This window comes from Pedobacter cryoconitis (assembly GCF_014200605.1).
Classification (GTDB): Bacteria; Bacteroidota; Bacteroidia; order Sphingobacteriales; family Sphingobacteriaceae; genus Pedobacter; species Pedobacter cryoconitis_B.
In genome coordinates this window covers 970,949-989,916 of record NZ_JACHCE010000002.1, presented here as the reverse complement: position 1 = coordinate 989,916, position 18,968 = coordinate 970,949, and the positions used below count along the sequence as shown (strand labels likewise).

General features: G+C 38.8%; 13 protein-coding genes. 8 read left to right on the top strand and 5 right to left on the bottom strand.

The features are described 5' to 3' along the window. Nucleotides 1-7 precede the first annotated feature (7 nt). Nucleotides 8-937: a bestrophin family protein gene (locus tag HDE68_RS10380; protein WP_183881506.1), complete on the top strand. Its 930-nt coding sequence runs from the start codon at nt 8-10 to the stop codon at nt 935-937. Nucleotides 938-1,026: 89 nt separating this feature from the next. Here HDE68_RS10380 and gyrB read toward each other — a convergent pair whose 3' ends face one another. After that, nucleotides 1,027-2,985: a DNA topoisomerase (ATP-hydrolyzing) subunit B gene (gene gyrB, locus HDE68_RS10375; RefSeq protein ID WP_183881504.1), complete on the bottom strand. Its 1,959-nt coding sequence runs from the start codon at nt 2,983-2,985 to the stop codon at nt 1,027-1,029. Nucleotides 2,986-3,215: 230 nt separating this feature from the next. Between gyrB and HDE68_RS10370 the strand changes: the two genes are divergently transcribed. After that, nucleotides 3,216-3,827 (top strand): OmpH family outer membrane protein, encoded by a 612-nt coding sequence (locus HDE68_RS10370; RefSeq protein WP_183881502.1) that lies wholly within the window; start codon nt 3,216-3,218, stop codon nt 3,825-3,827. Nucleotides 3,828-3,905: 78 nt separating this feature from the next. Here the strand turns inward: HDE68_RS10370 and HDE68_RS10365 are convergent, their stop codons facing one another. After that, complete coding sequence (locus HDE68_RS10365; RefSeq protein WP_183881500.1) at nt 3,906-4,316, bottom strand: RNA-binding S4 domain-containing protein; 411 nt, start codon at nt 4,314-4,316, stop codon at nt 3,906-3,908. Between the two features lie 77 nt (nt 4,317-4,393). On the opposite strand from HDE68_RS10365, the gene HDE68_RS10360 reads away from it, so the two are divergent. From HDE68_RS10360 to miaA, 6 genes are all read left to right on the top strand, one after another. Beyond that, nucleotides 4,394-5,212 carry a 2,3,4,5-tetrahydropyridine-2,6-dicarboxylate N-succinyltransferase gene (locus HDE68_RS10360; RefSeq protein ID WP_183881498.1) on the top strand — a complete coding sequence of 273 codons (819 nt, stop codon included), beginning with the start codon at nt 4,394-4,396 and terminating at the stop codon, nt 5,210-5,212. Further along, on the top strand, nt 5,212-6,330 hold the full coding sequence (locus tag HDE68_RS10355) for a glycosyltransferase family 4 protein (protein ID WP_183881495.1): 1,119 nt from the start codon (nt 5,212-5,214) through the stop codon (nt 6,328-6,330). Before HDE68_RS10360 ends, HDE68_RS10355 begins: the two co-directional genes overlap by 1 nt. A 41-nt stretch (nt 6,331-6,371) precedes the next feature. Continuing rightward, the gene (locus HDE68_RS10350) at nt 6,372-6,938 is read left to right on the top strand and encodes an L-threonylcarbamoyladenylate synthase (RefSeq protein ID WP_183881493.1); all 567 of its coding nucleotides are present in this window, start codon (nt 6,372-6,374) and stop codon (nt 6,936-6,938) included. A gap of 67 nt (nt 6,939-7,005) precedes the next feature. Next, complete coding sequence (locus HDE68_RS10345) at nt 7,006-8,421, top strand: CCA tRNA nucleotidyltransferase (RefSeq protein WP_183881491.1); 1,416 nt, start codon at nt 7,006-7,008, stop codon at nt 8,419-8,421. 132 nt (nt 8,422-8,553) lie between these two features. Next, nucleotides 8,554-9,204 carry an IS1096 element passenger TnpR family protein gene (locus tag HDE68_RS10340; RefSeq protein ID WP_183881489.1) on the top strand — a complete coding sequence of 217 codons (651 nt, stop codon included), beginning with the start codon at nt 8,554-8,556 and terminating at the stop codon, nt 9,202-9,204. Between the two features lie 8 nt (nt 9,205-9,212). Beyond that, on the top strand, nt 9,213-10,139 hold the full coding sequence (gene miaA, locus HDE68_RS10335; protein ID WP_183881487.1) for a tRNA (adenosine(37)-N6)-dimethylallyltransferase MiaA: 927 nt from the start codon (nt 9,213-9,215) through the stop codon (nt 10,137-10,139). A 154-nt stretch (nt 10,140-10,293) separates the two neighbouring features. Here the strand turns inward: miaA and HDE68_RS10330 are convergent, their stop codons facing one another. The 3 genes from HDE68_RS10330 to rpoB form a co-directional block, all read right to left on the bottom strand. Beyond that, nucleotides 10,294-10,608, bottom strand: a complete 315-nt coding sequence (locus HDE68_RS10330; protein WP_183881485.1) for a DUF3467 domain-containing protein — start codon at nt 10,606-10,608, stop codon at nt 10,294-10,296. Nucleotides 10,609-10,766: 158 nt separating this feature from the next. Next, complete coding sequence (rpoC, locus tag HDE68_RS10325; RefSeq protein WP_183881484.1) at nt 10,767-15,059, bottom strand: DNA-directed RNA polymerase subunit beta'; 4,293 nt, start codon at nt 15,057-15,059, stop codon at nt 10,767-10,769. An 87-nt stretch (nt 15,060-15,146) separates the two neighbouring features. Continuing rightward, complete coding sequence (gene rpoB / locus HDE68_RS10320; RefSeq protein ID WP_183881482.1) at nt 15,147-18,950, bottom strand: DNA-directed RNA polymerase subunit beta; 3,804 nt, start codon at nt 18,948-18,950, stop codon at nt 15,147-15,149. Nucleotides 18,951-18,968 lie beyond the last annotated feature (18 nt).

The window sequence follows — 18,968 nt, the reverse complement described above, 5'->3', positions numbered from 1 at the left end:
ATCTATTATGTTATTAAAGAAGAATGTCCCGCTTAGTTATATATTTGGCAAAATCTATAAAGATCTGATTTTAGTTTCTGTGTATGCCGTTGGTATCGTAGTCCTTTATGAAAACTTTCATTTTACCAGAATTTCTATTCCAATTGCTGTTCCTGCACTTTTAGGAACTGTGATCTCCCTTTTATTAGCGTTCCGCTCTAACCAGGCTTATGACCGCTGGTGGGAAGCACGTATCCTATGGGGTGCAATTGTCAATGATTCAAGATCTCTGACCAGACAGATCCTGTATTTTATTGATGACCCTTATTATTCTGCAGAGATCCAGTTATTTAAAGAGCGTTTTGTAAAAAGACAGATTGCCTGGGCCCATGGTTTAAGTCAGTCGCTGAGAAATACCAGCCCGGTACTCGGACTGGATAAGTTTATGAAACCTGAGGAACTTGATTTTATCAGCCGTTATAAAAACATCCCGATGTCTATTTTAGAATTACATGCAAGGGATATCAAAATGGCGGTTAAAGAAGGCTGGATTAATACTTATCAGCAGGTAGAAATCGATAGAACTTTGTCTAATCTGTGTGACCGTATGGGTGGTTCTGAAAGGATTAAAAATACGGTGTTCCCGGTGACTTATAGTAAGTATATTAATATGACGATTTACCTGTTTATTATTATGCTGCCTTTCGGACTGATTGAGTTTTTTGGTTATATCGAAGTGCCTGTAGTAATTGCTATTGCAGCTGCATTCCTGTTAATTGAGAAAATGGCTATTCATCTGCAAGACCCTTTTGAGAATAAACCTACTGATACGCCTACAACGACCATTTCGAGAACAATAGAACGTGATTTATCTCAGATGTTAAATGATGCACATTACCAGGAAGACAAAATGGCAATGGAGCCTGTGCATAATTCCAAAACCTATTATATCTTATAGTATAAGGGAATTGATTGGCTTATATTTTATGAAAAAAGGAGGTGTCTTTTTACAGACATCTCCTTTTTTATGCGATTAAAGCTTAATGCTTAAGCGTCAATCTTCGCGTATTTCGCGTTTCTTTCTATAAACTCTCTTCTTGGTGCTACTTCATCTCCCATTAACATAGAGAAAGTATGATCACACTCAGCAGCGTTTTCAATTGTAGCCTGCATTAACGTACGGTTAGCCGGATTTAAAGTAGTATCCCAAAGTTGTTCTGCGTTCATCTCACCCAAACCTTTGTAACGTTGAATGTGAACACTTTCTTCTTTACCTTGTCCTTTTAAGCGCTGTACTGCTGCATCACGCTGAATATCATTCCAGCAATATTCCTGCTCTTTTCCTTTTTTAACCAGGTAAAGTGGCGGCGCTGCAATATAAACGTAACCAGCTTCGATTAATGCTTTCATGTATCTGAAGAAGAAGGTAAGGATCAGCGTAGTAATGTGTGATCCGTCAATATCCGCATCCGTCATGATGACAATCTTATGGTAGCGAAGTTTAGTCAGGTTTAATGCTTTATCATCTTCAGGAGTACCAATACTTACCCCAAGGGCAGTAAACATATTCTTGATCTCGTCGTTTTCGTAGATTTTATGCTCCATTGCTTTTTCCACGTTCAGGATTTTACCTTTAAGCGGAAGAATAGCCTGGAAATTACGGTCACGGCCTTGTTTTGCCGTTCCACCCGCCGAATCTCCCTCGACAAGGTATAATTCACATTTTTCAGGATCACTGTCCGAGCAATCGGCTAATTTACCTGGCAAGCCAGATCCGCCCATTACACTCTTACGCTGAACCATCTCACGTGCTTTACGTGCTGCTGCACGTGCTGTTGCCGCAAGAATAACCTTGTTGACAATCATTTTGGCTTCTCTTGGATATTCTTCCAGATAAATACCTAATGCTTCACCAACAGCAATATCTACAGCTCCCATAACCTCAGTATTACCTAATTTGGTTTTGGTCTGCCCTTCAAATTGCGGCTCCTGTACTTTTACTGAAATTACTGCAGTAAGACCTTCACGAAAGTCATCACCTGTAATTTCAAATTTAACGTTTTTAAGTAAACCTGATTTATCAGCATAAGCTTTCAAAGTACGGGTTAAACCTCTTCTGAAACCGGCAATGTGTGTACCACCTTCATGTGTATTGATATTATTTACATAAGAGTGTACATTTTCAGCATAACTGTCATTGTATTGCAAAGCAAGCTCTACCGGAATACCATTTTTGATTCCCTCTACATAAATAGGCTCAGCAATTAACGAAGGACGACCTCCATCTAAAAACTGAACAAACTCTTTTAAACCACCTTCAGAAAGGAAAAGCTCAGTCAGGAAATTGCCCTGATCATCTACTTCACGTTCGTCTGTAAGGGTCAGACTGATTCCTTTATTTAAGAAAGATAACTCTCTTAGACGGGAAGCCAATGTATCGTAACGATATTCTGTAGTCTGGGTAAAGATCTTGTCATCAGGGGTAAAAGTGATCACAGTACCTCTTTTTTCAGTTTCCCCAACAGTTTTCACATCATACTGTGGTTTACCTTCACGGTACTCCTGTACCCAGATTTTACCTTCACGGTGAACTTCTGCTTTCAGGTGTGTAGATAGTGCGTTCACGCAACTTACCCCTACCCCGTGCAATCCTCCGGAAACTTTATAAGTATCTTTATCGAACTTACCACCGGCATGCAGTACGGTCATTACAACCTCAAGTGCCGATTTTTGTTCTTTTTGCATGATCCCGGTAGGAATACCACGACCGTTATCTTCAACCCTGATTGAATTATCTTTAAGGATATTTACCGTAATCGTATTGGCATGTCCGGCTAAAGCCTCGTCAATGGAGTTATCCACGACTTCATAAACCAAATGGTGTAATCCTTTAACACCCGTATCACCTATATACATTGAAGGGCGCTTACGCACCGCTTCTAAACCTTCTAATACCTGTATATTATCTGCCGAATAATTTGACTTTGAATCTTTTTCTTCGCTCATAAATGTTAATAAAAAATAAGATTCAAAAATAACCAATTATGGCCAATTAAAGGCAAATGTGGATAACTATTTGAGCAAAAAAGTGCATTAGTGACCCAAAAAAAACAAGTTATTTAGGATACTAAATTGGAAATTTTATATTTGCTAAAATTTCTCCCATTCTTTTAAAGCAGAAAAGGGTACGATAACTGAAAAAGAATTAAAACCCACAAAAAATAATAAGCGCATAAATGAACAGAACATCCTTCAAACTAAGCACACTGGCTACCGCTGTAGCATTAGTTTCAGTAATGGCATCCTGCCAGAATAAAGACAATAAAGCTGCGACTGATACTGCGGTAAAAACTGACGCTGCTGCAACTCCAGTTAAAGCTAACGAGCCTATCGTTTATGTAAATTCGGATTCTTTATTAACCAAGTACCAGTACTTCAAAGATCTTAAGGTTAAATTAGATGCTAAATCTAAAGCTGCTCAAACTGATCTTGCTGCTAAACAACAAGCTTTCCAGCGTGAGGTTGCTCAATATCAGCAAACTCAAAATACTTTACCTGCTGACCAGAGAGCGACTACTGAACAAAGATTAGCACGTAAACAACAGGAATTACAGGCTTATCAGCAAAATGCTGGTGCAGCATTGCAAAATGAGCAAGGTGCTGAACAAGAAAAATTGTACAACAAAATTGCTGACTACCTGAAAATCTATGCTAAAGGTAAAGGCTATAAAATGGTATTGACTTACCAGAAAGGTAACAGTGCAATTTTATTCGCTGATCCTTCTCTGGATGTGACAAGTGAAGTAATTACCGGTCTTAATGACGGTTACAAAGCTGACAAAAAATAAGCTGCTACAGCTCATAAAAAAGCCCCGGAATTGCACTGCCCCCAAAAAGTTAGACACTATTTGGGGGCTTTTTTATGCTTATTCTTCTTTTTTATCGTCATCAAACAGACTGCCTGTTAAATCGTCAATCTCCCTGCGGTCTCTTTTAGTAGGCCTGCCGGCTCCTCTGTCCCGGATCAATACCGGAGAATGGAACATTGATTTATAGCCCTGGGTTTCTTCCAGCGGGGTAATATCTTTATATTTTGTAACCGCAATCTTAGATTCTACCCTGGTATACAAAAGCTCAACTACTTCGATTACTTTTTTCTCGATCCCTTTGGAAACCTGGTAAACATCTCCGGGTTTTACTACTACAGAAGCTTTCACATTCTGACCGTTAAATTTAACACGGCCGGCTTTACACGCTTCAGTTGCTAAAGTTCTTGTTTTAAACAATCTTATTGCCCACAAGTATTTATCTATCCTTAATTTTTCCTGCTCTGCCATAAAAAATCAAAAATACACAAGTAAAAGATCGCGCAATACATAAAATTGATTTATTTTGTGAAAAAATAAAATTGATAATGATTAAAGAGTTGAAAAAGTTAATAGAGGCTGCCTGGGAAGACAGAACTTTATTAGAATATACTGAATATTGTGAAGCGATCGAGACTGTAGTCATGCAGCTTGATAAAGGAGAAATCCGTGTTGCTGAACCAATTCTAAATTCTTGGGGAATCAATGAGTGGATAAAGAAAGCTGTTATTCTTTACTTCCCTATCAGAGAAATGAAAGAAATTGAAGTTGGCCCTTTTGTATTTCATGATAAAATGAAATTGAAGACCAATTATAAAGAACTGGGTGTAAGAGTTGTTCCTGGTGCAAGTGCACGTTATGGAGCATACTTATCTAAAGGGGTAATCTTAATGCCTTCTTATGTGAACATCGGTGCTTATATTGATGAAGGTACAATGGTGGATACCTGGGCTACTGTAGGTTCATGTGCACAAATCGGAAAACATGTACATTTAAGTGGTGGTGTTGGTATTGGTGGCGTTTTAGAGCCGATTCAAGCTGCTCCGGTTATCATTGAAGACAATTGTTTCTTAGGTTCAAGAGCTATTGTTGTGGAAGGTGTACGCGTAGAACGTGAGGCTGTTTTAGGCGCAAACGTTGTATTGACTGCTTCTACTAAAATTATTGACGTTACGGGAAGTACTCCTGTTGAATATAAGGGTATCGTGCCTGCAAGATCAGTAGTGATCCCAGGAAGTTATACTAAAAAATTCCCTGCAGGTGATTACCAGGTTCCATGTGCACTGATCATCGGAAAACGTAAAGAGTCTACAGATAAAAAGACTTCACTTAATGATGCATTAAGAGAAAATAACGTAGCAGTTTAATGAATATTGGTTTTGACGGAAAAAGGGCTGCCAATAACCTGACTGGTTTAGGTAATTACAGCAGATCTCTTGTTTTACAGTTATCAGAATTTTTTCCTCAAAACCAATACTTTGTTTACAGCCCGAAGGTCAAAAGTCACGGGCAGATTTCTTCTTTTTTCAAAAAGGAGAATATCCATCTTATGCTTCCCCGGAAATCTTCTTTGTTATGGAGAAGTTTCGGTATCAAAAAGCAGTTAAAGCAAGACAATATTACTATCTATCACGGTTTGAGTAACGAAATCCCAATAGGGATGCCTTCTTCTATTCAGACTATGGTTACTATGCATGATCTTATTTTTTTGCGTTACCCGCAGTACTATAAATTCATAGACCGTACGATTTACAATTTTAAAAGTAAATATGCCTGTCGGCATGCAGATCATATTATCGCAATCAGCGAACAGACAAAAAATGATATTATTAAATATTATCATATTGACCCTTCAAAAATAGAAGTGCTCTATCAGACCTGTGATGATTCATTTAAACAGCTGATCCCACAGGATTTTAAAGAGAAGATACGTGAAAAGTACAGTTTGCCACAGAAGTACCTGCTTAATGTAGGGACTATTGAACCCCGAAAAAATCTGTTGGCTGTGGTGCGGGCGCTGCCTGCTATCGATCCTGCCTATAAACTGGTTGTAGTAGGTAAAAAGCAGCCCTATGCACAAAAAGTAATGGCCGAAATTCAGCGCCTGGGCCTCGAAGAAAGGGTAATCTTTCTGAAAGATATTCCATTCTCCGACCTCCCTTCTATTTATCAGTTAGCCACAGTATTTGTTTATCCTTCTTTTTACGAAGGATTTGGTATCCCGGTAATTGAAGCACTTTATGGTAAAATACCAGTTGTTTCTGCCACAGGTTCCTGCCTGGAAGAGGCTGGCGGCCCTTATAGCCTGTATGTAGATCCTCATGATTTTACTGCACTGGCCAAAGCAGTGAATACTATTTTAGCGGATCCCGACCTGGCTGAACGGATGAAAGAGGGAGGATTAAGCTTTGCGCAAAAATTCAATACCCCGGTATTAGCCAGTCAACTGATGAATTCTTACAGGAACATGATCCTGCCGGCTTAAGATCCTGCTTGAATAACAAGATTATTTAATAAATTTACACCATGCTAAAAACGGAAATTGACAAGGCTTTAACGGTCTTGAAAAATGGGGGTGTAATTCTTTATCCTACTGATACAGTCTGGGGTATTGGTTGTGACGCTACAAACGAAGAAGCAGTCGAAAAAATTAACGCAATCAAAGGCCGCTCATCTGACAAAAGTTTTATTATTCTGCTAGATAATGATTCGAAAATACAAAGTTATATTGATGAAGTACCTGAGGTAGCTTACGATTTGATTGAATATGCTGAGCATCCTTTAACCATCATTTTTTCAGGAGCAAAAAACCTGGCTAAAAATGTAATCAATGCAGATGGTAGTGTGGGCATAAGGGTCATTAAACATGATTTCGTCCAGCAATTACTACAACGTTTCAGAAAACCGGTTGTCTCTACTTCCGCAAACATTTCCGGACAGCCGACTCCTGCTTTTTTTGACGAAATCGACGAAGAGATTAAGTCAGCAGTAGACTATGTAGTGGACTGGGAGCAAGAACTTAAAATCAAAAAGAAGTCATCGACCATCATGAAATTAAGTCCATCTGGTCAATTTTCCTTCATTAGAAAGTAAGTTTTGCTATTTTTGCAGTCTCATTGAAATCAACATTGGGCCTATAGGCTCAAAACAATATATAATTTTGAAAAAAAATCTAGAACATCCTGTCTTTAAGGTGCTGGCTGGCATTGCCGATGAAAATCATATCGAAGCCTATGTGATTGGTGGATACGTACGGGATATTTTTCTGAAAAGACCATCAAAGGATATTGATGTAGTCGTTTTAGGGAATGGGATTGAATTTGCTGAACTTGCCGGAAAACATTTAAAGAGCAAAGTTGCTGTTTTTAAGAATTTTGGTACGGCTATGTTAAAGTACCGTGATCTTGAGCTTGAATTCGTTGGGGCAAGAAAAGAGTCTTACCGTGCCGATTCCCGCAAGCCTATCGTAGAAAACGGGACTATTAAAGATGATCAGCTCAGAAGGGATTTTACGATCAACGCTTTGGCAATTTCACTTAATAAAGAGAATTTTGGTCAGTTGGTTGATCCTTTTGGTGGTGTAGAAGATTTAAATAATAAATTGATCCGCACGCCACTGGATGCCGAAATTACTTTTTCTGATGACCCTTTGCGCATGATGCGTGCCATCCGCTTTGCGACTCAGCTGAATTTCAGCATTGACGCTCAGGCATTGGCTGCAATAGCCAAACAAAAAGAAAGAATCAGCATTGTTTCTAAAGAAAGAATTACAGATGAACTGAATAAAATTATTCTTTCGCCTGTTCCTTCTATAGGGTTCAAATATCTTTTTGATACTGGTCTGCTTCATATCATCTTCCCGCAGATGGCTAATCTGTTTGGTGTAGAGGTGATCAATGGAAAAGGACATAAAGACAATTTTTATCATACCTTACAGGTACTGGACAATATTTGTGAAGTTACAGAGGATCTCTGGCTGCGCTGGGCAGCAATTCTTCATGACATAGCGAAACCACCAACCAAACGTTTTGAAGAAAATCATGGCTGGACTTTTCATGGACATGAGGATAAAGGGGCAAGAATGGTTCCTCATATTTTTGCACAGCTGAAACTTCCATTGAATGAGAAGATGAAATTTGTTCAGAAGCTTGTTCAGCTGCATTTACGACCTATTGTTCTTGCCCAGGAAGTAGTTACAGATTCGGCGGTAAGACGTGTTCTGTTTGATGCGGGCGAAGATATTGAAAGCCTGATGTTACTTTGCAATGCAGATGTCACTACGAAAAACGAATATAAAATAAAAAAATACCGCAATAACTTTGAGCTGGTTAAACAAAAGCTGAAAGATGTTGAAGAGCGGGACAAAATTAGAAACTGGCAACCTCCTGTTTCAGGAAATGACATCATGGAAGTATTCGGCCTTGCTGCCGGTAAAGAAGTGGGCATGATAAAAAATGCAATTCGTGAAGCAATTCTGGAAGGCGAAATAACAAATTCACCCGATGAAGCGTTAGCATTTATGCTGCGTAAAGGAAAAGAATTTGGACTTACACCTGTTACAGAAAAAACCAAATAAATAATGTTACCACTATAGCTGTAATTATCAGGATTACAGTTCATAGTGTCGTCATATCTCGTAAAATAAAATATATTCAAATGAAAACTATATTTTATTTTATAATTTTATACTATTAGAAATAAAGCTCAAATGGCAATTTACAGATTCAGACTTAGTTTTGACGATTACGATGAAGTAATCAGAGAGATCGATATCAAATCAACACAAACTTTTGAAGATTTACATAAAGCACTGCACCGCACAACAGGTTATAACGCTGAAAAATCTTCTTCTTTTTATGTAAGCTCTGATCACTGGATCAAAGGGGATGAAATCGCCTATTTACCTACTCAAAAGAAGGTTGATCGTGGCGTAGCTTTAATGGAGAAGGCAAAACTGAGTGCTTTTATTGAAGATCCACACCAAAAATTCTACTATATATACAATTTTGACCGTCCCTATGAATTCCATGTAGAGCTGATCAAGATTATTTTGCAGACAGATCCTAATATAGAATATCCTGTGCTTTTCAAAAGTATTGGTGAAGCACCTAAGATTTTTGATGCAAACAATATTCCAACCGAAGTAGTAACAAATAACCCGATTTCAAATGATTTCGACTTCCTGAACGAAATGGATTTTGTACCTGAGGATACGGAAGAAATTGAAGCTATGGATGGCAGAGGTATCACGACATCAGAAAAAAGTGAAGATGCTGATGACGATGACTCAGATGCAGATGATTTCTCTGAGGATGAGGATTACCATGAAGACGAATATGATAGCAAAGAAGACTATTAAGCCATATAATGGCAAAAAATAAAACATTAATTGTAATTGCGGGGCCAACGGCGATAGGTAAAACAGCTTTAGCTATTACGCTGGCCCGGCATTTCAAAACAGAAATCATCTCTGCCGATTCCAGACAGTTTTTCAAAGAGATGTCTATCGGGACAGCGAAGCCTCACGCGCATGAACTTGCTGCAGCTAAGCATCATTTTATTGATTCCCATTCTATTCATACTTTTTTTAGTACCGGAGATTTCGAGAAACAAGCCCTTGAGATTCTAGATGAAATATTTACAAGGAATGACCTGGCTATTATGGTTGGCGGATCTGGTTTATACCTGGATGCTGTAACCAAAGGCCTTGATGAATTACCTGATACGGATATGGAGATCAGAAATCAGCTGAATGCTTTATTTGAGGCAGAAGGACTGGAACCAATTAAAAGGCAGCTTGAAGCTGCAGATCCGGAGTATTATGCCAAAGTAGACCAGGCAAATACACAACGCCTTATCCGCGGACTGGAGTTTTTCCTGTCTACAGGAAAAAAGGTTTCTTCTTTCCTCACAAACAGTAAAAAACAAAGGCCCTTTGATATTATAAAAATTGGGTTGAACATGGAGAGACCGCTGCTTTATGGGCGGATTAATCACAGAGTAGACCTCATGTTACAGGAAGGTTTATTAGAAGAGGTAAAATCGCTGCAGGATTACAGAGCACTCAATGCCTTGAAAACTGTCGGTTATGCAGAGCTTTTTGACTATATGGATGGTACAATCACTTATGAGGAAGCAGTTGAAAAGATTAAACAGAATACACGCCGTTTTGCAAAACGTCAGTTAACCTGGTTTAGAAGAGATGAACAAATCCATTGGTTCACTCCTGATCAATCTATCGAGGTCATTAATTTTCTCGAAACGAGCGTTGCAGCAGCACACCAATCGAAATAAACAGAATTGGGCAGCATAGGAGGATAGCTTCATCAGTCCAATAAGACTTCTAATCAGTCCGGCTGATCTTTGTCATTCAGAATCGACCATATAAATTGTATCCGGCTCCGGACAAAATTTATATGGGGATTCTTTGGATAGATGTTATAAAAGATTAAGCCTGCGCTGTTGGCCCGCCAAAATTCATTGGGAACCCTGATGGTTCTTCCTGAGTTTTAATTCTGCCATTAATTGCTTCAAACTTTTCTATATTATCCTGCATAGCTATCATTAATCTTTTAGCATGCTCCGGGGTCAGGATAATTCTTGATTTTACCTTCGCCTTTGGCACTCCTGGCATTACTCTGATAAAATCCAGTACAAACTCCGTATTGGAATGGGTAATAATTGCAAGGTTTGAAAATATACCTTCTGCTACTTCTTCAGAAAGTTCAATATTAATTTGATTGTCGTTGTTTTCGTTTTCCATAACACAAAACTACTTTTTTAAATGATTAGGGTGGTAGCCTAATCAAATATATTTTATTACCGGGTCCCTGGTAATATCAGATCTGTACAGCTAAAAAACAAGCAAAAAAAATCCCCCCTGATTGCTCAGGAGGGATTAAAAAAAATTAACTATTTAAATTACGCTTCAATTTCTTCTTCTTGTTTCGAAGCTAATAATTTGTCATACTCATCTTGTGAACCAACGATAATACGTTCGTATCCGCGTACACCAGTACCTGAAGGAATCAAGTGACCAACGATTACGTTTTCTTTCAATCCAAGCATGTTATCACGTTTACCCGCAATTGCAGCTTCGTTTAATACTTTTGTAGTTTCCTGGAAGGAAGCTGCAGAGATGAATGATTTCGTACCTAATGATGCACGTGTAATACCTTGTAATACAGAACTAGCAGTTGCTGATCTTGCATCACGAACTTCGATCTGTTTCAAATCTTTACGTTTTAACTGAGAATTTTCGTCTCTTAATTTACGCAGAGAAAGAATCTGACCTGGTTTAACAGTATTTGAATCACCAGCATCAATAACAACTTTCTTGTCATAGATATCATCGTTTTCAATCATGAAGTCCCAACGATCTACAGAGTTATTTTCTAAGAATGTAGTATCTCCCGGATCTTCAATATGAACTTTCTGCATCATCTGGTGTACAATAACCTCAAAGTGTTTATCATTGATTTTTACACCTTGTAAACGGTAAACCTCCTGGATACCATTCACTAAGTATTCTTGTACAGCCGCAGGACCTTTAATTGCTAAAATATCCGCAGGAGAAATCGATCCGTCCGATAATGGCATACCAGCTTTCACGAAGTCATTGTCCTGAACCAGGATGTGTTTAGATAATGGTACCAGATATTTCTTGATCTCACCATCTTTTGATTCGATAGTCATCTCACGATTACCACGTTTCACACCACCTAAAGTTACAACACCATCAATCTCGGTTACTACAGCCGGGTTAGAAGGGTTACGTGCTTCGAACAATTCAGTTACACGTGGTAAACCACCCGTAATATCTCTTGTTTTTCCTGTAGCACGAGGGATTTTAACTAAGATCTGACCAGTTTTAACTGCTTCTCCATCATCGATAGAAACGTGAGCACCAACAGGAATGTTATACTGTCTGATTAATTCACCTTTTTTATCTAATACTCTTACTGATGGATTTTTAGTTTTATCACGTGTATCGATAATTACTTTCTCACGGTGACCGGTTTGCTCATCTGACTCTTCACGGAAGGTAACACCTTCAATAATTGCGTCAAATTCGATTTTACCGGCAAACTCTGAGATAATAACCGCGTTATACGGATCCCATGAACAAATCTTATCTCCTTTTTTAATTTCAGCTCCTTCTTCAACATATAAGAATGAACCGTAAGGGATATTATTAGTCATGATAACTTTACCAGTACCTTTTTCTACGATTTTGAATTCACCTGAACGGCCTAAAACAATTTGTTTCACACCTTGCTCACCTGTATCATTTGCTACAGTACGAACGTTTTCGAATTCTATGATACCATCAAACTTCGCATTGATCTGAGATTCAGCAGCAATGTTCGATGCGGTACCACCCACGTGAAACGTACGTAATGTTAACTGTGTACCCGGCTCACCGATAGACTGTGCAGCAATTACGCCGACAGCTTCACCACGTTGAACACGTTTACCAGTTGCAAGGTTACGTCCGTAACAAAGCGCACAAACACCTCTTTTATTTTCACATGTCAATACTGAACGTATTTCCACGCCTTCTAAAGGAGACTCATCGATTGCTTTTGCGATATCTTCGTCAATATCCTGACCAGCACTTACCAATAATGCACCATCCAGAGGATTAAATACATCATGAAGTGAAATACGACCTAAAATTCTGTCATATAATGGTTCAACGATATCTTCGTTATCTTTCAACGCAGTAGTATACATACCTCTTAAAGTACCACAATCAGCAGCGTTCACGATCATATCCTGAGCAACGTCATGTAAACGACGGGTCAGGTAACCAGCATCTGCAGTTTTTAACGCTGTATCCGCCAAACCTTTACGCGCACCGTGGGTAGAGATAAAGTATTCTAATACTGATAGTCCTTCTTTAAAGTTCGAAAGAATCGGATTCTCAATAATTTCACCACCTGAACCTGATTTCTGAGGTTTTGCCATCAGACCACGCATTCCGCAAAGCTGACGAATCTGCTCTTTAGATCCACGTGCTCCAGAGTCAAGCATCATATATACCGAGTTAAATCCTTGGTTATCGCTGGATAACTGAGTCATCACGAATGATGTTAAACGGTTGTTGATACGAGTCCAGATATCGATAATCTGATTGTAACGCTCGTTGTTGGTAATGAATCCCATGTTATAGTTATTCCTTACCTCTTCAACTTCAGCAGAAGCCTGTTCTAAAAGAACTTGTTTTTCTGCAGGGATGTTCACATCCTGTAAGTTAAACGATAGTCCACCTCTGAATGCCATTTGGAAACCTAACTCTTTAATATCATCAAGGAATCTTGATGCACGAGCCATACCAGTAACCTTAACTACATCACCGATAATATCTCTCAGTGATTTTTTAGTCAGCAATTCATTGATATATCCTACTTCTGCCGGAACCATTTGATTAAACAGTACACGACCAACTGTAGTTTCAGTTAATTTATTAACGATATTTCCATCAGCGTCTTTAACATTTACCTTTACTTTGATAAATGCGTGAAGATCGATACGTTTCTCATTGTAAGCAATGATAACTTCTTCCGGAGAATAGAATGAGAAATCCTGTCCGTTAACAACACGCTGAGCATCAGTTCTACGGCCTTTAGTAATATAATAAAGACCCAAAACCATATCCTGAGAAGGTACAGTAATCGGAGTACCGTTTGCAGGATTCAGAATGTTGTGTGCAGCTAACATCAATACCTGGGCTTCCAAAATCGCAGCATGACCTAAAGGTAAATGCACAGCCATCTGGTCACCGTCAAAATCGGCGTTGAATGCAGTACACACTAACGGGTGTAACTGGATTGCTTTTCCTTCCACCAATTTAGGCTGGAAAGACTGGATACCCAATCTGTGCAGCGTAGGTGCACGATTCAGTAATACAGGGTGTCCTTTTAAAACGTTTTCAAGAATATCCCAAACTAACGGATCTTTTCTGTCAACAATTTTCTTTGCAGATTTAACTGTTTTCACAATTCCACGTTCGATCATCTTACGAATGATAAACGGTTTGAATAGCTCAGCAGCCATATCTTTAGGTAAACCACATTCGTGTAATTTAAGGTTTGGACCTACAACAATTACCGAACGCGCAGAATAATCCACACGTTTACCCAATAAGTTTTGACGGAAACGACCTTGTTTACCTTTCAGAATATCTGAAAGAGATTTCAAAGCACGGTTACCTTCAGTTTTTACCGCATTTACTTTACGTGAGTTATCGAATAACGAATCTACAGCTTCCTGTAACATACGTTTCTCGTTACGTAAAATAACCTCTGGTGCTTTAATCTCGATCAAACGCTTTAAACGGTTGTTACGGATAATCACCCGACGGTACAGATCATTCAAATCTGAAGTAGCAAAACGACCACCTTCAAGAGGTACTAACGGACGCAATTCTGGTGGAATAACAGGAACAATTTTGATAATCATCCATTCTGGATTATTCTCAATACGTGTTCTTGCACCACGGAAAGCTTCAACAACCTGTAAGCGTTTTAATGCTTCGTTTTTACGTTGCTGAGAAGTCTCGTTTGCAGCCTGGTGACGTAAGTTATAAGATAAAGTATCTAAGTCAATACGTTTCAATAAATCTTCTAATGCTTCAGCACCCATTTTGGCGATGAATTTATTAGGATCCTTATCGTCTAAGTATTGGTTTTCTTTAGGTAATTTATCAAGAATATCTAAGTACTCTTCCTCAGTCAGGAAATCCATATACTGGATACCCTGTTCTTCCATTAAACCAGATTGAATAACTACATAACGCTCGTAGTAAATGATCAAATCTAATCTTTTGGTAGGAAGGCCTAATAAGTAACCAATTTTGTTTGGCAATGAACGGAAATACCAGATATGCGCAACAGGAACTACTAAGTTAATGTGTCCCATACGCTCTCTACGTACTTTTTTCTCCGTTACCTCAACACCACAACGGTCACAAACAATACCTTTATAACGGATACGTTTGTATTTACCACAGTGACATTCGTAATCTTTTACCGGACCAAAAATACGCTCGCAGAACAAACCATCACGTTCAGGTTTGTAAGTACGATAATTAATAGTCTCAGGTTTTAACACCTCACCACTAGAGCGCTCTAAAATAGCCTCCGGCGATGCCAAACTAATGGTAATCGAGGTGAAATTGCTTTTTAATTTATTATCCTTTTTGTAAGACATAGCTCTGTTGTTTGAATTTGAAAATTTAAAAAGTCAGAATGGGCTCCTGTTTGAACAGGTCCCATTCCGACATTAAAAAATTCAACATTAGTCTAACGTAATATCTAAACCTAATCCGCGCAGCTCATGTACCAGTACATTGAATGATTCCGGTACACCTGGAGTCGGCAGGTTTTCGCCTTTTACAATTGCTTCATAAGTTTTGGCTCTACCAATTACATCATCAGACTTCACAGTCAGGATCTCTTGTAGAATATTAGCCGCACCAAATGCTTCTAATGCCCAAACCTCCATCTCACCAAAACGCTGACCCCCGAATTGAGCTTTACCACCCAATGGTTGTTGTGTAATTAATGAATATGGTCCGATTGAACGGGCGTGCATTTTATCATCAACCATGTGTCCAAGTTTCAGCATGTAGATAATACCTACTGTAGTTGGCTGGTCGAAACGCTCACCTGTTAAACCATTATGTAAATAAGTTCTTCCTGAAGCAGGAACACCAGCTTTAGCGATCCACTCTTCAACTTCATCATGCTTAGCACCATCAAAGATCGGAGTTGCAAATTTCACACCCAATTCTTTACCGGCCCATGCCAATACAGTTTCATAGATCTGTCCAAGGTTCATACGTGAAGGTACACCCAGTGGGTTCAACACGATATCAACAGGAGTTCCATCATCAAGGAACGGCATATCTTCATCACGAACGATACGGGCAACAATACCCTTATTACCGTGACGACCAGCCATCTTATCCCCTACTTTTAGTTTACGTTTTTTAGCAACATAAACTTTAGCCATCTGCACAATACCTGAAGGCAATTCATCACCAACACTGATGGCAAATTTATCACGCTTATATGCACCCAGTTCTTCGTTTACACGGATACCATAGTTGTGGATCAAAATTTTGATCTGATCATTTTTATCGTCATCAGTAGTCCATTTGTATGGATTAATGTGAGCGAATTCAAGATCAGCTAAACTTTTTTGAGTGAACTTAGCACCTTTAGGGAATAATAATTCCTTGTAAACGTTGAAAATACCCTGAGAAGTTTTACCATTTACAATCTGGAACAATTTGTCAACCAACTCATTTTTAAGATTGGTTGTAGCCAGATTATATCTCTTGTCTAATTTCTCTATCGCTGCTTTTTCTTCAGCTTTAGTAGTTTTCTTAGCTCTTGAGAATAATTTAGTATCAATTACAACACCTCTGATCGAAGGAGGAGTTTTCAAGGATGCATCTTTCACATCACCTGCTTTATCTCCAAAGATAGCGCGTAATAATTTCTCTTCCGGTGAAGGATCAGACTCACCTTTTGGTGTAATTTTACCAATAAGGATATCGCCTTCTTTTACTTCAGCACCGATACGAATGATACCGTTTTCATCTAAATCTTTAGTAGCTTCTTCAGAAACGTTAGGGATATCTGGTGTTAATTCCTCTTCTCCACGTTTTGTATCACGTACTTCCAATTCAAACTCTTCAATATGCAATGAAGTGAAAATGTCTTCACGAACAATACGTTCACTGATTACAATCGCATCCTCAAAGTTATATCCCTGCCAAGGCATGAACGCTACTTTAAGGTTCCTGCCTAAAGCAAGTTCACCGTTTTCAGTTGCATAACCTTCACAAAGTACTTGTCCTTTAACAACTTTCTGACCTTTTTTAACAATTGGTTTTAAGTTGATACAAGTATTCTGGTTGGTTTTCTTGAATTTAATTAATTTATAAGTTTTGCTATCACCTTCAAATGATACTAAACGATCTGCATCGTTTCTTACATATTTGATAGTAATTTCATTTGCATCAACATATTCAACAATACCATCACCTTCAGCATTGATCAATGTTCTTGAGTCACGTGCAACACGACCTTCAAGACCAGTACCAACAATCGGAGCTTCAGGACGTAACAATGGTACGGCCTGACGTTGCATGTTGGAACCCATCAGGGCTCTGTTCGCATCATCATGCTCAAGGAAAGGAATCAATGAAGCAGCAATCGAAGTAATCTGATTTGGCGCCACGTCCATTAAGTCTAATTTCTCAGGCTCAATAATCGGGAAGTCACCCTCATAACGTGCTTTAACACGTGCAGTGGTGAAATTACCTTTATCATCATAAGCAGCGTTTGCCTGTGCGATAGTTTTACCATCTTCATCTTCAGCAGAAAGATAAATTACATCTTCATCTACAGCAACCACACCGTCTCTTACGATTTTGTATGGAGTTTCGATAAATCCTAATGTATTAATCTTCGCATGTACACAAAGAGATGAAATCAAACCAATGTTTGGTCCCTCTGGTGTTTCAATTGTACACAACCTACCGTAGTGGGTATAGTGAACGTCACGCACCTCGAAACCAGCTCTTTCACGGGAAAGACCACCTGGGCCTAATGCCGAAAGACGACGCTTGTGCGTAATCTCTGCAAGAGGATTGGTCTGGTCCATAAACTGTGATAGCTGGTTAGTACCAAAGAATGAATTAATAACCGACGATAAAGTACGGGCGTTAATTAAGTCTGTTGGTGTGAAAACCTCATTATCACGAATATTCATCCGCTCACGGATTGTACGTGCCATACGCGCAAGACCTACACCAAACTGAGCATATAACTGCTCACCTACTGTACGTACACGACGGTTTGACAAGTGGTCAATATCATCGACCTCTTCCTTAGAGTTGATTAATTTGATCAGGTATTTAACAATTGCAATAATATCTGCTTTTGTTAATACTTTAACGTGATCAGGAGTATCCATTTTCAACTTACGGTTGATGCGGTAACGACCAACATCTCCTAAGTCATAACGTTTGTCCGAGAAGAATAAACGCTCAATGATACCTCTTGCAGTTTCCTCATCAGGTGGTTCTGCGTTACGCAAAGCACGGTAGATGTTTTCAACAGCCTCTTTTTCAGAGTTTGAAGTATCTTTTTGTAATGTATTATATATAATAGTATAATCAGCCTGACTAGCACCATCATCTTTAGATAAGATAATAGTTTTAACGCCAGCGTCAATGATCATATCAATATGCTCGTCTTCTAAAACAGTATCCCTGTCTAAGATCACTTCGTTACGATCTATCGAAACTACTTCACCAGTATCTTCGTCTACAAAATCTTCAACCCATTTTCTTAAAACTCTCGCAGCAAGCTTACGTCCGATATATTTTTTCAAACCAGATTTGCTAACCTTAACCTCATCAGCTAAGTCAAACAATTCAAGGATGTCTTTATCAGAGTCGTAACCAATAGCACGTAATAACGTGGTAACCGGGAACTTTTTCTTACGGTCGATATACGCATACATGACGTTATTTACGTCAGTAGCAAACTCGATCCAGGATCCTTTGAAAGGAATCACACGTGCAGAATAAAGCTTGGTACCATTTGTGTGACGGCTCTGGCCGAAGAACACACCTGGAGACCTGTGTAACTGAGAAACAATTACACGCTCTGCACCATTGATTACGAATGTACCCTTAGGGGTCATATATGGGATAGTTCCCAGATATACATCCTGAATGATAGTTTCAAAATCTTCGTGCTCCGCATCATTACAAGACAATTTCAACTTTGCCTTTAACGGAACACTATAAGTTAACCCACGATCAATACACTCAGGTATATCATAGCGCGGCGGGTCAATAAAATAATCAAGGAATTCCAAAACGAAAATATTTCTGGAATCAGTGATTGGAAAGTTTTCAGCAAACACTTTAAACAAGCCCTCTGTATGACGGTTGTCTGAAGTAGTTTCTATCTGGAAAAATTCTCTGAATGATTGCAACTGTACATCTAGAAAATCCGGGTAATCTATGATGTGCTTACTACGTGCAAAATTTACTCTTTGGTCGACTTTATTTGCCAAGGTACTAAAGTTAATTTA